The sequence below is a fragment of the Brevibacterium sp. K11IcPPYGO002 genome, from assembly GCF_050920635.1.
Lineage (GTDB): Bacteria > Actinomycetota > Actinomycetes > Actinomycetales > Brevibacteriaceae > Brevibacterium.
In genome coordinates this window covers 2,413,953-2,433,601 of the sequence record NZ_CP131929.1, presented here as the reverse complement: position 1 = coordinate 2,433,601, position 19,649 = coordinate 2,413,953, and the positions used below count along the sequence as shown (strand labels likewise).

The 19,649-nt window shown below is 67.3% G+C and carries 18 protein-coding genes; all 18 read left to right on the top strand.

Annotated features, from left to right (window positions below; genetic code table 11):
- The first annotated feature begins 6 nt into the window (after positions 1-6).
- The gene (steA, locus tag QYM46_RS11035; RefSeq protein ID WP_432788962.1) at positions 7-1,242 is read left to right on the top strand and encodes a putative cytokinetic ring protein SteA; all 1,236 of its coding nucleotides are present in this window, start codon (positions 7-9) and stop codon (positions 1,240-1,242) included.
- The gene (locus QYM46_RS11030; protein ID WP_432788961.1) at positions 1,239-2,231 is read left to right on the top strand and encodes a copper transporter; all 993 of its coding nucleotides are present in this window, start codon (positions 1,239-1,241) and stop codon (positions 2,229-2,231) included. The genes steA and QYM46_RS11030 overlap by 4 nt, the downstream gene beginning before the upstream one ends.
- Positions 2,228-3,097 (top strand): hypothetical protein, encoded by an 870-nt coding sequence (locus QYM46_RS11025; protein WP_432788960.1) that lies wholly within the window; start codon positions 2,228-2,230, stop codon positions 3,095-3,097. The genes QYM46_RS11030 and QYM46_RS11025 overlap by 4 nt, the downstream gene beginning before the upstream one ends.
- Complete coding sequence (murJ, locus tag QYM46_RS11020; RefSeq protein ID WP_432788959.1) at positions 3,094-4,872, top strand: murein biosynthesis integral membrane protein MurJ; 1,779 nt, start codon at positions 3,094-3,096, stop codon at positions 4,870-4,872. The genes QYM46_RS11025 and murJ overlap by 4 nt, the downstream gene beginning before the upstream one ends.
- Positions 4,869-6,017 (top strand): glycosyltransferase family 4 protein, encoded by a 1,149-nt coding sequence (locus QYM46_RS11015; RefSeq protein WP_432788958.1) that lies wholly within the window; start codon positions 4,869-4,871, stop codon positions 6,015-6,017. Before murJ ends, QYM46_RS11015 begins: the two co-directional genes overlap by 4 nt.
- A gap of 33 nt (positions 6,018-6,050) precedes the next feature.
- Positions 6,051-7,187 (top strand): glycosyltransferase, encoded by a 1,137-nt coding sequence (locus QYM46_RS11010; RefSeq protein WP_169252521.1) that lies wholly within the window; start codon positions 6,051-6,053, stop codon positions 7,185-7,187.
- Positions 7,188-7,195: 8 nt separating this feature from the next.
- Positions 7,196-8,875, top strand: a complete 1,680-nt coding sequence (locus QYM46_RS11005; RefSeq protein WP_432788957.1) for a CTP synthase — start codon at positions 7,196-7,198, stop codon at positions 8,873-8,875.
- A gap of 118 nt (positions 8,876-8,993) precedes the next feature.
- A complete protein-coding gene (locus QYM46_RS11000) occupies positions 8,994-9,800 on the top strand; it encodes an NUDIX domain-containing protein (protein ID WP_432788956.1) in 807 nt (268 codons plus the stop codon).
- 6 nt (positions 9,801-9,806) lie between these two features.
- Complete coding sequence (gene xerD, locus QYM46_RS10995; RefSeq protein WP_432788955.1) at positions 9,807-10,757, top strand: site-specific tyrosine recombinase XerD; 951 nt, start codon at positions 9,807-9,809, stop codon at positions 10,755-10,757.
- A gap of 38 nt (positions 10,758-10,795) precedes the next feature.
- The gene (locus QYM46_RS10990) at positions 10,796-11,665 is read left to right on the top strand and encodes a ParA family protein (RefSeq protein ID WP_025780119.1); all 870 of its coding nucleotides are present in this window, start codon (positions 10,796-10,798) and stop codon (positions 11,663-11,665) included.
- Positions 11,666-11,727: 62 nt separating this feature from the next.
- Positions 11,728-12,648 carry a segregation and condensation protein A gene (locus tag QYM46_RS10985; RefSeq protein WP_432788954.1) on the top strand — a complete coding sequence of 307 codons (921 nt, stop codon included), beginning with the start codon at positions 11,728-11,730 and terminating at the stop codon, positions 12,646-12,648.
- Entirely contained in the window at positions 12,645-13,298 is a 654-nt protein-coding gene (gene scpB / locus QYM46_RS10980) for an SMC-Scp complex subunit ScpB (RefSeq protein WP_432788953.1), read from the top strand. Before QYM46_RS10985 ends, scpB begins: the two co-directional genes overlap by 4 nt.
- 17 nt (positions 13,299-13,315) lie before the next feature.
- A complete protein-coding gene (locus QYM46_RS10975) occupies positions 13,316-14,176 on the top strand; it encodes a pseudouridine synthase (protein WP_432788952.1) in 861 nt (286 codons plus the stop codon).
- Positions 14,173-15,261 (top strand): prephenate dehydrogenase, encoded by a 1,089-nt coding sequence (locus QYM46_RS10970; protein ID WP_432788951.1) that lies wholly within the window; start codon positions 14,173-14,175, stop codon positions 15,259-15,261. The genes QYM46_RS10975 and QYM46_RS10970 overlap by 4 nt, the downstream gene beginning before the upstream one ends.
- Positions 15,258-15,917 (top strand): (d)CMP kinase, encoded by a 660-nt coding sequence (gene cmk / locus QYM46_RS10965; protein WP_169252514.1) that lies wholly within the window; start codon positions 15,258-15,260, stop codon positions 15,915-15,917. The genes QYM46_RS10970 and cmk overlap by 4 nt, the downstream gene beginning before the upstream one ends.
- The gene (der, locus tag QYM46_RS10960; RefSeq protein WP_432788950.1) at positions 15,914-17,425 is read left to right on the top strand and encodes a ribosome biogenesis GTPase Der; all 1,512 of its coding nucleotides are present in this window, start codon (positions 15,914-15,916) and stop codon (positions 17,423-17,425) included. Before cmk ends, der begins: the two co-directional genes overlap by 4 nt.
- On the top strand, positions 17,426-18,862 hold the full coding sequence (locus QYM46_RS10955) for an AI-2E family transporter (RefSeq protein WP_432788949.1): 1,437 nt from the start codon (positions 17,426-17,428) through the stop codon (positions 18,860-18,862). It abuts the gene before it with no gap.
- A gap of 141 nt (positions 18,863-19,003) precedes the next feature.
- Positions 19,004-19,630, top strand: a complete 627-nt coding sequence (locus QYM46_RS10950; RefSeq protein ID WP_025780104.1) for an L-threonylcarbamoyladenylate synthase — start codon at positions 19,004-19,006, stop codon at positions 19,628-19,630.
- The last annotated feature ends 19 nt before the right edge of the window (positions 19,631-19,649 follow it).

The following is a 19,649-nucleotide window of genomic DNA, read 5'->3' as shown; positions in this document are numbered from 1 at the left end:
CGGACCATGAAAGTGCGCAGACACCGTGAGAACCTCACCGCACCGACCCGGTCCGGTCCCGCCCCTGCCCGTCTGGACCGACGCACAAAGGATCTGACGAAGCGCCTGCAGGCCGGCGACATCGCCGTCATCAAACACTCCGATATCGACCGCATCTCCGCCGAAGCTCTCGTCGCGTGCCGCCCGGCAGCGGTGATCAACGCCGACAAATCGATCTCCGGCCGCTACCCGAATCTGGGCCCGAGCATCATCGTCGACGCCGGCATCCCCCTCATCGACGCCGCCGGAGCCGAGATCTTCGACACGGTCGACGAGAACGCCGAGATCTCCATCGACGGGGCCACCGTGTACGCGGGCGAGACCGAGGTGGCCACGGGCGTCCTGCAGACGGCCGAGACGATCGCCGAGGATATGCACGCCGCCGAGGCGGGAATGAACTCCGTGCTCGTGGACTTCATCGACAACACGGTCGAATACATCCGCAAGGACTCCGACCTACTCTCGGCCGAACTCGTCGTGCCCGAGGTGAAGACGAGGTTCACCGACCGGCATGTGCTCATCGTCGTCCGCGGATACCACTACAAGGAGGATCTGGCGATGCTGGCCTCCTATATCCGCGAATACCGGCCGCTGCTCATCGGCGTCGACGGCGGAGCCGACGCCATCATCGAAGCCGGCCACCGGCCGGACATGATCGTCGGAGACATGGACTCCGTGTCCGACACCGCCCTGACCTCGGGCGCCGAGATCGTCGTCCACGCCTACCGTGACGGCACGGCACCGGGCACCGAACGGGTCGAAGCCCTCGGAGTCGACTGCGTAGCCTTCGCGGCCTCGGGCACGAGCGAAGACATCGCCATGCTGCTTGCCGATGACAAAGGGGCCGAACTCATCGTCGCCGTCGGCACCCACGACACCGTCATGGAGTTCCTCGACAAGGGCCGCAAGGGCATGGCCTCGACCTTCATCACCCGCCTGCGCGTGGGATCGAAGCTCATCGACGCCAAGGGCGTGTCCCTGCTCTATCGGCAGCGCATCTCCAGCCTGCAGCTGGCCGTGCTCGTCGTCGCCGGGCTCGTCGCCCTCGGAGTGGCGATGACCGCGACCTCGGCCGGACAGACCTTCCTCGGCCTCATCGGCGCCCAACTCGACGGCCTCTTCGGCTGGATCGGCTCCCTCTTCGGCGGCGACCCCGCAGCATCGACCGACTCCGCCGGCCTCATCCAAGGAATAGACCCGTGATTGATTTCCGCTACCACCTCGTCTCCCTCGTCTCGGTGTTCCTGGCGCTGGCCGTCGGCATCGTCCTCGGCGCGGGACCGCTGAAGGAACCGATCGGGGAGTCCCTGCAGAGCCAGGTCGACGCCCTGCGCACCGACCGCGACAACCTGCGCTCGGATCTCGACGCTGCCAAGGGCAATATCGACAAGCAGAACGAGTTCGTCACGGCCGCGGCCCCGGAACTCATCGGCGGCATCCTCGACGGGCAGGAAGTGAGCATCATCGCCGCCCCCGACGCGGACTCCGAACAGGTCGAAGAGGTCAGCAACAGGGTCAAGGAAGCCGACGGCACCATCGCCGGTGACGTCTCGTTCGTACCGAACACGCTCAGCCTCGCCGATTCCACACAGTTCCTCAAGACGCTGCGGACCCTCGTCCCCAGCCTGCCGAAGGACGACTCGACCGCGATCCGCGCCGCCCTCGTCATCGCCCTGACCGGTGACGCCTCGATGCTCGAGGACGAGGACAACCAGGCGGATGCCGAAAAGCAGGCGGCGAAGCTCTACGACGCCTTCGTCGAAGCCGACCGTCTGCGCACCGACACGGACCACAAGACGACCTCGCTGTTCATCGTCATCGACGATGAGAACTCGACCCTGGCCGAGGACACCGAGCCCAGCCCGCAGAACTCCGACGACAAGGGCACCCGCACCCTCGTCACCGACTTCATCACCGCACTCACCGCCGAAGCCACCTCGGTGGTCGTCGCCGGCGACGCCGGATCGGCACAGAACGGACTCGTCAACGTGCTGCGGACGGAGAAGTCCCGCGCCAGCACGGTCGACGGACTCGGCCTCGGTGCCGGCCCCGTCATCACCGTCCGGGCCCTGGCCTCCGGAGAGGCCGGAACCCACGGACACTTCGGATTCGCCGAGGACGCCGAAGGCATCCTGCCGGGCAAGACCGAAGAGACGTCGTCCGCGGACACGCAGAAGGGAGACGAGAAATGATCCGCTCCATCGTCAGCACCGCCGTTGCCGGACTCGTCGGCTTCACCGCGACGAAGGCCGTGCTCGGTTCGCGGCTGCGCACCCACGACTCCGTGGTGCGCACCAACCACGCCGGACGCGACGTCTCACTCGCTGAAGGACCCGCCGTCGCGACGGGACTGCTGGCCGGCAGCCTGCTCATCGAAGACTCCCGCCAGAAGGCGGCGACCCTGCTGGCCACGGCCGCGGCCGGCGGTCTCGGCGCGGTCGACGACTTCTGCGAATCCGGGTCCTCGAAGGGACTGCGCGGTCATCTGTCCGCACTGGCCCGTGGTCAGATCACGACCGGGACGATCAAGATCACCGGCATCCCACTCGCCTCGATCGCTGCCGCCGCGATCCTGCGCAGCCGCACTCGCCCGACCGGGCTCTTCGGCTCCACGCACTCGACAACCGACCGCACCTGGTACGCAGCCGCCGCGGATGTCATCGTCACCGGGGGAGTGATCGCCGGATCTGCGAACCTGTTCAACCTCCTCGATCTGCGTCCCGGTCGGGCACTCAAAGCCGGAGCGCTGACCCTGGCGTTGACCGAGCACGACCGTCGCGTGTCCTGGGCACCTGCCGGGGCGATCGCCGGAGCCACAGCCGCCGCCTGGCCCGACGACCTCGCCGGTGACGCGATGCTCGGCGACACCGGCGCCAACGCCCTGGGCGCGACGATCGGCGTGATCCTCGCCGAAACCGCCACCCCGGCACAGCGACGCCTCATCCTCGCCGTCCTCGCCGGACTCACCCTGGCCAGCGAGAAAGTGTCCTTCACTTCCGTCATCGAATCGACCCCGGGTCTGCGGGAGATCGACTCGTTCGGCCGCGAGGTTCAGTGAACAAGCTCGTTCGAGTCCTCGCCGCCACGGCGCTGCTCGTCTCGATCATCACCCTGCTGACCCGTTTGGTCGGCTTCCTCCGCTGGCTGGTGTTCTCGGCAACCGTCGGCGCCGGCACCGTCGGCACCGCCTACCAGAGCGCGAACCAGGTCCCGAACATCCTCTTCGAGGTCGTCGCCGGCGGGGCCCTGGCCGGGGCGGTCATCCCGCTGCTCGCGGTTCCCCTGGCCAGATCGGATCGGGAGACCGCCGGACGCATCGCCTCCGGCCTGCTGACCTGGGCGATCAGCGTCACCCTGCCGCTGTCGATCCTGCTGGCCGCCTTCGCCCCGCAGATCGCGAGGATCCTCGTCGATGAGAAGACGAGCGCCGCGGGAGTGCAGGCGACCGTCGAGCTGCTGCTCATGTTCTCCCCGCAGCTCGTCCTCTACGGAATCGGCGCCGTGCTCACCGGAGTGCTGCAGGCCCACCGCAAGTTCCTGTGGCCGGCGTTCGCTCCGCTGCTGTCCAGCCTCGTCGTCATCGGCAGCTATATCGCCTACAGTGCCGCCGGTGGCAGCGACGACACCTGGCAGACCCACCTCGGCTGGCTCGGCTGGGGCACCACCGTCGGCGTCGCCGCCCTCGCCCTGCCGCTGGCACTGCCGATGGCCTCGACCGGGCTGAAACTGCGCCCCACCTTCTCCTTCCCACCCGGCGTCGCCCACCGTGCGCTGCGCCTGGCCGGAGCCGGAATGTCGGCCCTGCTCGCCCAGCAGGCTGCCGTGCTCGCGACCCTGAGCCTGGCGAACCATTCGGGCGGGGACGGCACCCTCGTGCTCTTCAGCTACATCAACGCCGTCTACCTCCTGCCCTACGCCGTGCTCGCCGTGACCGTGGCGACCGTGATCTTCCCGACCCTGTCGACCTGGGTGGGTCGATCCACCGACCCCGAGGCGACCGCTGAGCGACGTGGACAAGCCGGAGTGCGCCTGCGCTCGGTGACCTCGACGACGACGGCTCTCATCATCGCCATCGGCGGACTCGGCGCGGTCATCCTGCTCTCGGCAGCAGGCCCCCTGCAGACCTTCTTCATCGCCATCGACGCCGAAAGCGAATCCGCCGCCCCCTTCGACTCGATGGCCACGGCGATCATGGTCATGGCCCTGGCCGTGCCGGGCTGGTCCTTCGTCGCCTGGGGCACTCGCGTCTTCTACGCCCTCGAACGCTCCCGCCACTCGGCCGCCGCCACGACGACGGGGTGGATCCTCGTCATCGTCGGCATGATCGGAGCCATCCTGGTCGCGGGTGCGAACGGGAACCCCGGTCTGACCCTCATCTGCATCTGCAGCGGCTATGTGCTGGGCATGACCGTGGCCGGAGTGTTCCTGCTCGTGAACATGCGCCGCGTCCTCGGTCCCACCGGACTCGCCCTCGTCGGGCGTCGGTCGCTGCTCGCGCTCGGGGCCGCCGTCGTCGCCGGCACCGCCGGAGTCGTGACCTCGCAGTGGCTCGGGGGACTCTTCGACAACTCCGCGAGCTCGGCCGTCATCGCCGGAATCATCGCCGCCCTCCTCGGCTGCGTGGTCTTCGGACTCATCGTGCTCGTCATCGACCGTGGATTCCTCGGCGAAGTCCGCCGCCTGCTGGCCGACCGCAACCGGGCCGACGTCAACGACGAGACGACCGCGCATGCGACCGGCGCGCACAACAGCGACCACGGATCCAGCGGAGGTGACCCTGGAAGCAGCAGCGACCGTGGACCCAACGACACCGACAGGGAGGAAGACTCATGAGGATCGTCTTCGTCATCGGCACCTCGACCGGGGGAGTCGGCACCCACGTGCACGCACTCGCCCGAGACCTCTCCGCCGCCGGCCACGAGATCGGCGTCATCGGACCGGCCGCCACCGACGAACACTTCGGCTTCTCCCTGCTGCCCGGAGTCCGGTTCGGCGTCCTCGAACTCGGCACCGGAATCGGCGCCTCCGACGCCGCCCTCGTCCGCCGACAGCGCACACTCCTGCGCAGCTTCGCCCCGCAGATCGTCCACGCCCACGGTTTCCGGGCCGGGCTCATCACCCTGCTGACCCTGCGCACGCTGAAGACCCGGCCGACATTCGTCCTCAGCCTCCACAACCAGGCCAGCGGACAGGGACTGCGCGGTCGGGTCGAAACCCGGGTCGAGACGATGCTCGCCCGCGGAGCCGACCTCGTCCTCGGAGCCAGCACCGACCTCGTCGACCGCGCCCGCGAACTCGGCGCGCAGACCGCCCGCTTCCTCCCAGCCGCCGCTCCCGAGGTGACTCAGGTGTCCGCCGAGGCGGCAGCCGCCACCCGTGCGGGACTGGCCGAGGAATTCGACTTCGATCCCGGGGCACTCATCGTCCTCGCCGTCGGTCGCGTCGCCAGACAGAAGAACTACCCGATGCTCGTGCGTGCACTCGCCCGCCTCGGGGCGGGGGACCGGCAGGGCGGGATCGTCGCCCTCATCGCCGGTGCCGCCGACGATGAGGTGCTCGCCGACGTCCGCGCCCAGTACGCCGACGCGGCAGCCGCCTCGGCGATTCCGGCCCTGCATTTCCTCGGACCCCGCGACGATGTCGCCGAACTCGCGGCCGCCGCGGACATCTACGCGCTCACCAGCGTCTGGGAGGCCCGGGCACTGGTCCTCCAGGAAGCACTGATGACCGGCAAGGCGATCGTGGCCACCGCCACCGGCGGCACCGCCGAACTCGTCGGCGACGCGGGGATGCTCATCGACCATGATGACGATGCCGCCTTCGCCGCAGCCGTGGCCGAACTCGCCGTCGATCCCGCCCGCCGCGCCGAACTCGGGACGAGAGCCCGGGCACGCGGAGCGGAGCTTCCCGATGAGAGGGAAGTCGCCGAAGAACTCGCAGGTCTTTACACGGAACTCGTGTCGGCCCAGGTAGGCTAGAACCAGCGTCGAACGAAAGAAGAGGATGAGGAAATGAGCGAATCCGGCGAGGTCAACCCACTGAGCGCAGACACCAGGATTCTGCACGTGCTCGCCGATACCACCGGTCCCGTCGTCGAAGTGGCGAAGCTCGCCGTGCTCGGTCACCTCCGGGCCGGTTTCAAGGTCGCCGTCGCCGCGCACCGGTCTCTGCTGGGGACCTTCGGAGTCCCGGAGGAGCTGGCCGGCGAATTCCGCGAGATCGAGCTCACCGCCCGTCGTCGACTCACGACCGCTGACCCCGGTTCCGCCTTCACCCTTCACAAGTACTACCAGCACGTCGACATCGTCCACGCACACGGACTGCACGCGGCGACGCTCGCCGGGCTGGCCTTCACCGGTCTGCCCGCCCGCCTGCACCCGAAGGTCGTCGCCACCATCGAATCCTTCGACTCCGCGAACGTCATCGAGAAGACCGGAGCCGAGATCGTCGGCCGCACGGCCACCGCGGTCCTCGGCACGACCGAACCCGTCGTCGACTACTACGGCGGCCGCGTCCCGGTCGTCGAACGCGCCGAACTCGTCCACCCGGACATCGACGTCGACCTCACCGTGCGCACACCGCGCGCCGAGGTCCGCCGCGAACTCGGGCTCGCGCAAGGCACCTGGATGGTCGCCAGCCCCATCGCGCTGCGCGACCACACGGCCCTGGCGACCGTCCTCGACGCCGCCGACCAGATCAACCAGCGCCGCCGTGACCGCAAGGTCGTCTTCGTCCTCACCGGCACCGGCAAGGACCGCTCGACGATCTCCCGCGAATTCGCCGACCGCGGCGTCCTCGTGGCACCGGCCGGAGACCTCGTCGATGTCGCGGCCGCCGCCGATGTCGTCATCGCCAGCGAGACGATGACGGGACTGTCCCACGAAGACCTCATGCAGCTGTCGAAACCGGCGGTCTTCATCGGCAGCGAACGCCGCGCCGGAATCTGGGGAGAGGCCGCGCAGGCCGTTCCCGCCGACGACACGGAAGCGCTGCTGCGTGAGATCAATCATCTTCTCGACGACCCGGCCGGACGCGGAACCTCCGCCGTGGCGGCGAAGAAGCGGGTCATCGACGTGAGCAACGGTGCGGCGATCTCCGAGACGCTGCTTGATCTGTACGCCGAGGTCGACGCAGTCTCGGATTCGTGAGCCGGACTTTGATAGAATCAAATCCCGTGGTGAATCGAACTGGCCCTGGCGGCACACATACGGCAAAGCACATCTTCGTCACGGGAGGCGTCGCCTCCTCGTTGGGCAAGGGTCTGACGGCATCGAGCCTCGGCCATCTGCTCACACAGCGCGGCCTCACCGTGGCCATGCAGAAGCTGGATCCCTACCTCAACGTCGATCCCGGCACCATGAACCCCTTCCAGCACGGTGAAGTCTTCGTCACCGAGGACGGCGCCGAGACCGACCTCGACATCGGCCACTACGAGCGCTTCCTCGACAATGACCTTGACGGTGCGGCGAATGTCACCACCGGGCAGATCTACTCCTCGGTCATCGCGAAGGAACGCCGCGGCGCGTACCTCGGCGACACCGTCCAGGTCATCCCGCACATCACCGACGAGATCAAGGCGCGGATGCGCGCCCAGGCCGAACGCCCCGAGGCGGACCGTCCCGATGTCATCATCACCGAGATCGGCGGCACCGTCGGCGATATCGAATCCCAGCCCTTCCTCGAGGCGGCCCGCCAGGTCCGTCACGACATCGGCCGGGACAACGTGTTCTTCATCCACGTCTCCCTCGTGCCCTACCTCGGGCCCTCCGGAGAGCTGAAGACGAAGCCGACCCAGCATTCGGTGGCCACCCTGCGCTCCATCGGCATCCAGCCCGATGCGATCGTGCTCCGCTCCGACCGTGAGCTGCCGGATTCGATCCGGGCGAAGATCGCCGGCGCCTGCGACGTCGAGACCGACGCGGTCGTGTCCTGCGTCGACGCTCCGAGCATCTACGACATCCCGAAGGTCCTCCACGACGGCGGCCTCGACGTGTTCGTCATCCGCAGCCTCAACCTGCCCTTCCGCGACGTCGACTGGACGAAGTGGGACTGGGTGCTCGAACGCGTGCACAACCCGTCCCGGGACGTGACCATCGGCATCGTCGGCAAGTACATCGACCTGCCCGACGCCTACCTCTCCGTCACCGAGGCGCTGCGCCACGGCGGCTTCGCCAACGATGCGAAGGTCAGGATCAAGTGGATCCAGTCCGATGACTGCTCCACCGAGGCCGGCGCTGCGGCAGCCCTGTCCGGCCTCGACGCGATCTGCGTGCCCGGCGGCTTCGGCATCCGCGGCATCGAAGGCAAGCTCGGCGCACTCGAGTACACCCGCACCCACGGCATTCCGACCCTGGGCCTGTGCCTGGGTCTGCAGTGCATGGTCATCGAATACGCACGCAATGTCGCCGGGCTCGAAGCCGCGTCGTCGTCCGAGTTCGACCCCGAGACCACGGTTCCGGTCATCGCGACCATGGCCGAGCAGCTCTCGATCGTCGAAGGCGAAGGCGACCTGGGCGGCACCATGCGCCTGGGCACCTACGAGGCGAAGCTCACCGAAGGCAGCGTCGTGGCCGGCGTGTACGGGGCGACGACGATCAGCGAACGGCACCGTCACCGCTACGAGGTCAACAACACCTACCGCGAGCAGATCGCCGAGGCGGGGCTCGAGTTCTCCGGAACCTCACCGAACGGTGAGCTCGTCGAATTCGTCGAGCTCCCGCATGATAAGCACCCGTTCTACGTCTCCACCCAGGCGCACCCCGAGCTGAAGTCGCGGCCGACCTCACCGCACCCGCTGTTCGCGGGTCTGGTCGCCGCCGCACTCGAGCGTCAGTGACCCTTGTCCATCCTCACAGCGAATGCCGTCGGCGCCAGCGCCGGCGGCATTCGCCGTTCCACCACCGTCGAGTTCAGCACCGTCGAGTTCAGCCACGTCGATTTCAGGGAGAGCGCCGATGAGCACAGACCATGAGATGAGCACCGACCATGAACAGCCCCTCGCCGACGAACCGGTGATCCCGCCGATCACCTCCTCCGCGGTCGTCTACGAAGGCGCGGTGTGGGACATCCGCAAGGAGACCTTCGACCTGCCCGAGGCCTCCGGGCTCGTCCGTGATCTCATGGCGCACACCGGGGCTGTCGGCATCGCCGTCGTCGACGACCACCAGCGGATCCTGCTGGCCCAGCAGTACCGGCACCCCGTCCGCGCCCGACTGTGGGAGGTTCCGGCCGGTCTGCTCGACATCCCCGGCGAGGACCCGCTCGACGCCGCGAAGAGGGAACTCATCGAGGAGGCCGACCTCACGGCCGCACACTGGGACGTGCTCAGCGACTCGTGCCTGACCCCGGGCGGCAGCTCCGAGACGATGCGCCTCTACCTGGCACGTGGGCTGTCCTACGTGCCCGAGGCCGACCGTCACGAACGCGGCGAGGAAGAGGCAGGGTTCCGCTTCGCCTGGGTCGGCATCGACGACGCACTCGAGGCCGTGGCCGACGGGCGGATCACCAACGCGATCGCTCAGCTGGCGATCTTCCAGGTCGACCGGGTCCTGCGCGCCGAAGCAGCGGGAGCACCGGTCAAGCTGCGTGCCGTCGATGCGCCGAGGCGACTCGTCGACGGCCGCCCCGACTTCGGCCGCGGTGCCACCGTCGAGACGACCGGTTCGGCAATGGCCGAGACGACCGGTTCGGCCACGGCGGAGACGACCGGTGCCGGTGGCGGGAACTCACCGTCGACACAGACCGGCGCGGGCGAGGACTGAGACCCTATGGCTCGGCACGGCGCCGAACTCCTGCCCGACGACCTTCCCGAGGACCTGCGGCGCGCATTCGGGTCCTATCTCGCCTCCCTGCGCTTCGAACGGGGACTGTCGATGAACTCGATCGACGCCTATGCTCGTGACCTCGCCCGGTACGGAACCTGGCTGACCGACGACGGGGTGGGCCGCCTCGGCGAAGTCGATCGACAGAAGGTGGAGAACTTCGCTCTTCACCTGCTCGATTCGGGACTGGCACCGCGGACTCGGGCACGCGCGCTGGTCGCGGTGCGCCGATTCCACACCTTCGCACTGGGGGAGAACCTCGCGCCGACGGATCCGGCCTCCGAGGTCAGTCCACCGCAGGAAGGACTGCGGCTGCCCAAGGCTCTGGCGCTCGACGAGATCGAAGCGATGATCGCCACCACCGACGGTGAGGAACCGGTCCAGATCCGGGCCGCGGCCCTTCTCGAACTCCTCTACGCCACGGGGGCGCGCATCTCCGAAGCCGTGGGCGTCGACCTCGACGATCTCGACCTCGACTCCGGGCTCGTCCGGCTCTACGGAAAAGGCGGGAAGGAGAGGATCGTGCCCTTCGGATCCCACGCCGCCCGAGCCCTGGGTGCCTGGGTGTCGCGGGTGCGACCGTCGATGGCGGCGAAGGCGAGATCCTCGGCTCCCGCCGGGGCTCTGTTCCTCAACGCCCGCGGCACCCGACTCTCCCGGGTCTCGGCATGGCAGATCGTCAAGGACGCCGGTGAGGCGGCGGCCATCGGGGCCGAGGTGTCTCCGCATACGTTCCGGCACTCGTTCGCCACGCATCTGCTCGAAGGCGGAGCGGACATCCGCGTCGTCCAGGAGCTGCTCGGCCATGCCTCGGTGACGACGACGCAGATCTATACGAAAGTCTCCGAGGAGACACTGCGGGAAGTGTACGCGACCTCGCACCCTCGGGCGCGGTAGGGTTGGACGTAGAGCAACGAAAGGTGGCCATCCGAGAGATGAATACGCAAGAGGCGTTGGATATCCCCCAGCAGAAGTCGGCAGCAGGCGAGCCCCAGGACTTCCCGGAGCCGGCACCCCTGGCGTCGCACGGACCCGCCCGCATCATCGCGATGGTCAACCAGAAGGGCGGGGTCGGCAAGACCACCTCGTCGATCAACCTCGGTGCGGCCCTGGCCGCGTACGGCCGCAAGATGCTGCTCGTCGACTTCGACCCGCAGGGCGCACTGTCCGTCGGACTGGGACTCAACCCCTATGAACTCGACATCAGCATCTACAACCTGCTGATGAACCCGCGACTGGACCCGCACGAAGTCATCGTCGGAACGGACTTCGACAACATCGACATCCTGCCGGCCAATATCGACCTCTCCGCCGCCGAAGTCCAGCTCGTCGGCGAGGTCGCCCGCGAGCAGGTGCTCGCCCGCGCCCTGTCGAAGGTCGCCGACGAATACGATGTCATCCTCATCGACTGCCAGCCCTCGCTGGGGCTGCTCACCGTCAACGCCCTGACCGCCGCCCACGGCGTCGTCATCCCGCTCGAGACCGAGTTCTTCGCCCTGCGCGGTGTCGCCCTGCTCGTCGAGACCATCGAGAAGGTCCAGGACCGACTCAACCCCTCACTCGAGGTAGACGGAATCCTGGCCACGATGTTCGACTCGCGGACCCTGCACTCGAAGGAAGTCATGTCGCGCGTCACCGAAGCCTTCGGTGACAAGGTCTTCGAGACCGTCATCAACCGCACCGTGAAGTTCCCCGACGCCTCCGTGGCCGCCGAACCGATCACGAGCTTCGCCCCGAAGCACGCCGGGTCCGAAGCCTACCGTCGACTGGCCCGGGAGCTCATCGCCCGCGGAGGCGCACCCTGAGCGACTCCGCAGTCCACGAGGAGGAGGCGGCCCCCGTTCCGACCGACGCCGACTCCGGCGAGGTGGTCGACGCAGGCGATGGGTCCACAGGCGCCGACTCCGGCGATGACGTCGTGCAGGGCTTCCAGGTGCGGTTGGAGAACTTCACCGGCCCTTTCGATCTGCTGCTCGGTCTGATCTCGAAACGTCGCCTCGACGTCACGGAGATCGCGCTGGCCGAGGTGACCGATGAGTTCATCGCCTACACCACCGAGCTCAAGGATCAGGCGAACCTCGCCGAGATCTCCCAGTTCCTCCTCGTCGCCGCGACCCTGCTCGACCTCAAGACGGCCCGGCTGCTGCCGCACGAAGACGGTGAAGAGGTCCTCGACCTCGAGCTGCTCGAGGCCCGAGACCTCCTCTTCGCCCGGCTGCTGCAGTACAAGGCGTACAAGTCCGTGTCCGGTTATCTGGCCGACGCGATGGCCGCCGGTTCCATCCGCGCCCCACGCGATGTCGACCTCGAGCCTGCGTTCCAAGACGTGCTACCGCCGCTGGAGCTGAACATCGGACCCGGTGAACTGGCCGGAATCTTCGCCACCGTGCTCCAACGCGATCACACCCCGCCCAGCGTCGCCGTCGACCATATCCACTTACCGCTCGTGAGCGTCTCCGAGCAGCGCGGGCACATCCTGTCCCTGCTGCGCGTCGGAGACGTCGACTTCCAGGACCTGCTCGAAACGGCCGAGAACACCCTGGTCGTCGTCGCGAGATTCCTCGCCCTGCTCGAACTGTTCAAGGTCGGCCTCTGCGACTTCGACCAGCCCGAACCCCTGGGTCGGCTGCTCATCCACCGGACCGAGATGAACGAAGACGGAGTCGACCTGCGCACCGAAGGCGACTGGAGCGGCGACGAAGCCGCAGATCGCGACCAGGATGCGAACGACGACCTGGATACGGACGACGACCTGGCCGCGACCAACACTGGGGGGAGCGCAGAATGATCGATGACGAGATCCTCGCCGGCATCGAGGCCGTGCTCATGATCACCGATTCGGCCGTGACCGCCGCCGACCTCGCAGGCTCCCTCGGCCTCGACGAAGACACCGTCCTCGAAGCCATCCGCATCCTCAAGGCCGACTACGACGGGGATGAGGACCACCGCCAGCGCGGGTTCGAGATCCGTCACGTCGCCGGCGGTTTCCGCATCTTCTCCCGCGGCGACTACCACGAAGTCGTCAAGGACTTCCTCACCGCCGGGCAGAGTGCGAAACTCTCCCAAGCCGCACTCGAGACCCTTGCGGTCATCGCCTACCGGCAGCCGATCTCCCGGCCCCGCATCGCCGCCATCCGCGGAGTCAGCGTCGACGGCGTCATCCGCACCCTGCTGCTGCGCGGACTCATCGTCGAAGCCGGCAAGGAGGCGACCACCTCGGCGCTGCTCTATGCCACCACGCCGCAGTTCCTCGACACGATGGGCATGAACGCGATCGTCGATCTGCCGGACATCGCCCCTTACCTGCCCGAAGACGCCGACGTCGCCGAACTCGGCTCGCAGGACACCGAAGTGCTCGCCGAGATCGACGGCGCCCTCGAGGACGATCTCGACGACGATTCCGATTCGACCGCCGAGATGTCACGAGTCGCTGATTGATTTGAGAGAATGGATGTATGAGTCCCTACCGTGATCACCGCGCCCCCGGCGGGCGCCAGAACCGACCCAGCCGAAAACAGCGCGCAGCGACGGCCAATCACGCCTCCAGCAGCGGCGGGTCGGGTGCCGGTCAGACATCGGACGCCCACGTCAGCGGGGGGGTGCGGCTGCAGAAAGTGCTCGCCGAGGCGGGCCTGGGATCACGTCGTGCCTGTGAGCAGCTCATCGTCGACGGCCGCGTCGAGGTCGATGGCCGCATCGTCACCGAGCTGGGCACCCGGATCGACCCGGAAACGCAGTCCGTGTACGTGGACACAGTGAGAATTTCGACACAGACCAAGAAGGTCTACCTCGTGCTCAACAAGCCCGCGGGAGTCGTGTCGACCATGAGCGACCCCGAGGGCCGCCCCTGCCTGGCCGACTATGTGCGCAACAACAACGAGCGCCTCTTCCATGTCGGCCGCCTCGACACGGAGACCGAAGGCATCATCCTGCTCACCAATGACGGGGAGCTGAGCAACCGGCTGGCCCACCCGCGCTACGAGATCCCGAAGACCTACCTCGCGAAGGTCAAGGGCCAGCTGGCGAAGGACGCCGGAGCCATCCTCAAGGCCGGAATCGACCTCGAGGACGGCTTCGTCAAGGTCGATGATTTCAAGCTCGTCGATTCGACCCCGGGCAAGTCCGTCGTCGAACTCACCCTCCACTCCGGCCGCAACCGCATCGTGCGCCGCCTGCTCGCCGAGATCGGCCACCCGGTGGAGCGCCTCGTGCGGCTGAAATTCGGGCCGATCGTCCTCGACGAGCAGAAGCAGGGCAAGATCCGCCCGCTGCGCTCCGACGAGGTCGGCGCACTGTTCGAGGCCGTCGGTCTGTGAGAGTCCATATCATCGGCACCGGCCTGCTCGGTGCCAGCCTGGGGTTGGCGCTGAGCGCCGAAGGCCATCAGGTGACCCTCGAAGACACCTCGCCGACCGCGCAGCAGCTCGCCGCGGACCTCGGTGCCGGTCAGGTCGGTGCACCCGAACACCCGGACATCGTCGTCGTGGCCACCCCGCCCGACGTCGCCGCACGGGTCATCGCCGCAGCACTCGAGGACTACCCGAACGCCACGGTCACCGATGTCGCCAGCGTCAAGACCCGCCTGCTCGAAGCGGTGCGCGAACTGGTCACGGGCACTCAGCTCGATCGCTACATCGGCTGCCATCCGATGGCCGGACGCGAGAAGTCCGGGGCGATCGCCGCCCAATCGGACCTGTTCACGGCCCGACCCTGGGTGATCTGCTCGGATGAGGACACCCCGGCCGACCGCCTCGGCGAGGTCATCGCCATGGCCGAGGACACCGGTGCCTCCGTGCTCCACCTGGACCCGCGCATCCACGATGCCGCGGTCGCGAAGGTCTCGCACGTGCCGCAGATCATCTCCTCCCTCGTCGCCTCTCAGCTGCGGCATGCGCCCTTGGAGGAGATCTCGCTGGCCGGACAGGGACTGCGCGATGTCACGCGCATCGCCGCCTCGGACCCGGGACTGTGGACGCAGATCCTGACCGGGAACGCCGAGGAGGTCCGTTCCGTACTGGTCGATCTGCGTACCGAACTCGACGAGGTCATCGGCGCTCTCGAACTCGGACCCGGGTCGACGGGACTGCTCGCCAAGGCGATCGCTTTGGGCAACGAAGGACACGACCGGATTCCCGGCAAGCACGGGCAGCCGCCGACCACCTATGCTGTTGTCACGATCCTGGTTCCGGATACGCCCGGAATGCTGGCCCGGCTGTTCAAGGACATCGGCGACCTCGGCGTCAATGTCGAGGATTTCCGGATGGATCACGCCTCCGGTCGGAAACTGGGCATGGTCGACGTGTCCGTGGTCCCGGCCATCCAGCAGGAGCTGGAGATCGGATTGCTGTCGAAGGGATGGCAGATCCCCGAATCCGCCATCGAGAAAGAAGGAACTGCATGAGCGTCGTAGCCATTGACGGACCGTCCGGAGTGGGCAAGTCGAGCACCGCCAAGGAGGTGGCGCGGCGACTGGGCTGCCAGTACCTGGACACCGGTGCGATGTACCGGGCGATGGCGTGGCTGTGCCTCAACCGCGGGGTCACCGACCCCGTCGACGTGCTCGAGCAGGTGCGCGGTGCGGATCTGGAGATCTCGCTCAGCCCGGACGAATTCTTCGTCTCCGTCGACGACATCGACGTCACCGAGGACATCCGCGGTGCGGACGTGTCCGCGAACGTGCAGACGGTCTCCGGCGTCATCGACGCCCGCGAGGAGCTCATCGACATGCAGCGGGCCTATATCGCCGCCGCACCCGAGGGCATCGTCGTCGAAGGCCGGGACATCACGACCGTGGTGGCCCCCGACGCTGATGTGCGCATCCTCATGACCGCCCGCGACGAGGTCCGTGTGGCCCGCCGGGCGAAGGAAGTGCACGGCAATGCCGACGCCGAGGCGATCGCCGCCACCCAAGACCTCGTCACGGGCCGTGACGCCAAGGACTCCGCCACGACGAGCTTCCTCGAGGCCGCCGACGGAGTGTACACACTCGATACCAGCGACATCGACTTCGACCAGGTGGTCGAGACGGTGCTGCAGCTGGTGAAGGACTCACAATGAGCGAATCCGAATTCCATGAGACACCCGACGACGACCTCGTCGACCGTGTCGAGAGCATCAGCGACGAGGAGGCCGAGCAGCGGGCGACCGCGCTCGAGGCCGGACTCGAAAGCTATGAGCTCGAAGACGAGGACCGTGCGCTGCTGCGCGCCTACGGCTTCGACGAGGACGAAGACGAGGCGCTCGGCGCCGCACCGGTGCTGGCCGTCGTCGGTCGCCCCAACGTCGGCAAGTCGACGCTGGTCAACCGCATCCTCGGCCGCCGCGAAGCCGTCGTCGAGGACGTTCCGGGCGTCACCCGTGACCGGGTGAGCTACCGGGCGGAATGGAACACGAAGGAGTTCACCCTCGTCGACACCGGCGGGTGGGATCAGGACTCGAAGGGCATGGCCTCGCGGATTGCGATCCAGTCCGAGATCGCCGTGGACATGGCCGATGCCGTCCTCCTCGTCGTCGATGCCACGACCGGTCCGACCTCGACCGATGAGATGGTCGTGAAGATGCTGCGCCGGAAGAAGAAGCCGGTCCTGCTGGCCGCGAACAAGGTCGACGACGAACGCGGCGAACTCATGGCCGCAGAACTCTGGGGCTTGGGCCTCGGCCAGCCGTGGACCGTCTCGGCTCTGCACGGTCGGGGTGTCGCCGACCTGCTCGACGAAGTGCTGACGATCCTGCCCGAGGTCTCGGCCGTCGACACCCGTGTCGAAGAGGGCGGACCGCGTCGGGTGGCCCTCGTCGGTCGTCCGAATGTCGGCAAGTCCTCCCTGCTCAACCAGCTCATCGGCAGCGACCGGGTGCTCGTCGACAATGTCGCCGGCACCACGCGTGATCCCGTCGACGAACTCATCGAGCTCGGTGGGAAGCAGTGGCGCTTCGTCGACACCGCCGGTATCCGTCGTCGCGCCCATCAGGCCAGCGGCGCCGACTTCTATGCCGCGCTGCGCACACAGACCGCACTGGAACGCGCCGAGGTGGCCCTCGTCCTCATGGAGGTCCAGGATCCCCTGAGCGAGCAGGACGTCCGCATCGTCACGACCGCCGTCGAGGCGGGACGCGCCGTGGTGCTGGCCTTCAACAAGTGGGATCTGCTCGATGACGAACGTCGCTTCTACCTCGAGCGGGAGATCGAACGGGACCTCGGCCATGTGGCGTGGGCACCGCGCGTGAACATCTCGGCGAAGACCGGACGTCATGCGGAGAAGCTCGTACCGGCGATGGAGACCGCTCTCGACGGCTGGGACACCCGCATTCCGACGGGACGACTCAACGCGTTCCTCGGTGAGCTCGTCGCAGCCAACCCGCACCCGGTGCGCGGCGGAAAGCAGCCGCGCATCCTCTTCGGCACTCAGGCGCAGTCGCGTCCGCCGAAGTTCGTGCTCTTCACCACCGGCTTCCTCGACCCCGGCTACCGTCGGTTCATCATCCGTCGTCTGCGCGAGACCTTCGGCTTCAAGGGCACCCCCATCGAGGTGTCGATGCGCATCCGTGAGAAGCGTCGGGGACGCTGAATGAACGAGGACGAGCAGACGAGTGCATCGGGCTCCGCAGACACTGCACCCGGATCGCCCGGCGAAGCCGCACGCCCGGCCGAGTCTGCGCCGTCCTCACGACCGGTGACCGGCTCGAATTCCGAGCCCACGGGCCCTGCGGCGACCTCTGCGTCGGACTCGGAGTCCGCAGGCGCGACCTCTGCGTCGGGGACGGCCGCACCGGCCGCCTCGGTGGGGAACGCTCCCGGTTCGGCCGCCTCGGTGACGGTGGGATCTTCCTCCTCCGAAACCGAATCGAGCGCGGCACTCACCACAGCGCCCGGAGTCGCACCCGGCTCCGAGCCTGGCACGGCAGGCGAGGCACGACCCTGGCATGCGCGGCCGCCGGCGCGAGCGCTGATGATCGCGGTGACGCTGGCGGGGCTGGCCTATGCGCTGATGTTCTTCCGCGGACTCCAGGACATCGTGGCTCCGGTGTTCCTCGCCCTGAACTTCTACATCGTCGTCTACCCGGTGCAGCGGCTGCTCACCAGGATCAAAGTGCCGCGAGCGATCGGGGCGTGCATCTCGGTCGTGCTCGTGCTGTGCATGATCTTCGCGTTCTTCGGCCTCACCGCGTGGTCGGTCGCCGAACTCGTCATCCTCATCCCCAGCTACAGCTACGAACTCGCCGCCACGTACCAGAATGCGCTGGCGCTGCTGTCGGACATCGGAGTGACATCCTCGGTGATCCAGCAGCAGCTCTCAGGTTTCGACGTCCGCTCCGTGCTCGACGCCATCTACCCGCTGCTGACGAATCTGTCGTCGGTTGCGGGCCTGCTGACCACCGTGATCATGGCCGTGTTCTTCGTGGCGATGGATTCGATGGGCATCGACAAGCGGATGGCGATGCTGCTCGACGTCAAGCCGTCGCTGTCGGCGTCGATCGGCGACTTCGCCAGCGGTGTCCGCCGCTACTGGGTGGTGGCGACGGTCTTCGGCCTCATCGTCGCATTCCTCGACGTCATCGCCCTGGCGATCATCGACGTCCCGCTCATCTGGGTGTGGGGCGTGCTCGCATTTCTGACGAACTACATTCCGAACATCGGTTTCGTCATCGGTCTCGTCCCGCCCGCTCTGCTGGCGCTGGTCGACAGCGGTTGGCAGTCGGCGCTGTGGGTGGTCATCGCCTACAGTGTGCTCAACTTCGTCATCCAGGCGATCATCCAACCGAAGTTCACCGGCGAGTCGGTGGGTGTGACCCCGCTGATCTCGTTCCTGTCCCTGCTGTTCTGGGTGTGGATCCTCGGCTGGCTCGGCGCCCTGCTGGCGCTGCCGGCGACCCTGCTGATCAAGGCTCTGCTGGTCGACGCGGACCCGAAGGCCAGATGGGTCAATATCCTTCTCGCCTCCGATCCGGACACCGGACGCGCCGAACTGGTCAAGGGCCGGAGGAAGCATCAGGCTGCGCACTGACGAGCCAGCGGGGGCGACAGAAGCGTTCGGCAGATGCGGTCTGAGACTGCCCGCGGTCCGGCGAATCCCACATTCTCGCTTTTCCCGTCCCTAGTCGCCTCGACCCCTCGCACTGTGGCGGCAGAGTGGTTAGCATGAAGTATGGCGACACTACTGAATATCCATCCGGAGAACCCGCAGGACCGACTGATCGAGAAGGCCGCTGAGTCACTCAGGAACGGTGGCCTGATCGCCTATCCCACGGATTCCTGTTATGCCCTCGGCTGTGCCTTGGACAACAAGGACGGCATCGAGCGGATCACTCGCATCCGACAACTCGGTTCGAAGCACCATTTCACACTCATGTGCCACGACTTCGCCCAGCTGGGTCAGTTCGTCATCGTCGACAATTCCGACTTCCGTGCCATCAAGTCGATGACGCCGGGACCGTACACGTTCATCATGAAGGCGACGAAGGAAGTTCCGCGCCGGATGATGCACCCGAAGAAGCATTCGGTGGGAGCTCGGATCCCGCAGAACGTCACGGCACTCGCACTCGTCGAGGCGATGGGGGAGCCGATCCTGTCCTCGACGCTGCTGCTGCCCGACGATGAGGATCCGCTGACCCACGCCGAGGATGTCATGGACCAGCTCGGCAATGACCTCGACATCGTCATCGAGTCCGGAGTCCCCGGAGTCGTGCCGACCTCGGTCATCGACTTCACCGGCAAGTACCCCGAGGTGGCTCGCGTCGGAGCCGGGGACGTCTCGCGGTTCCTCGACGAGTGAGCCGCCAAGGTCGGTCGCA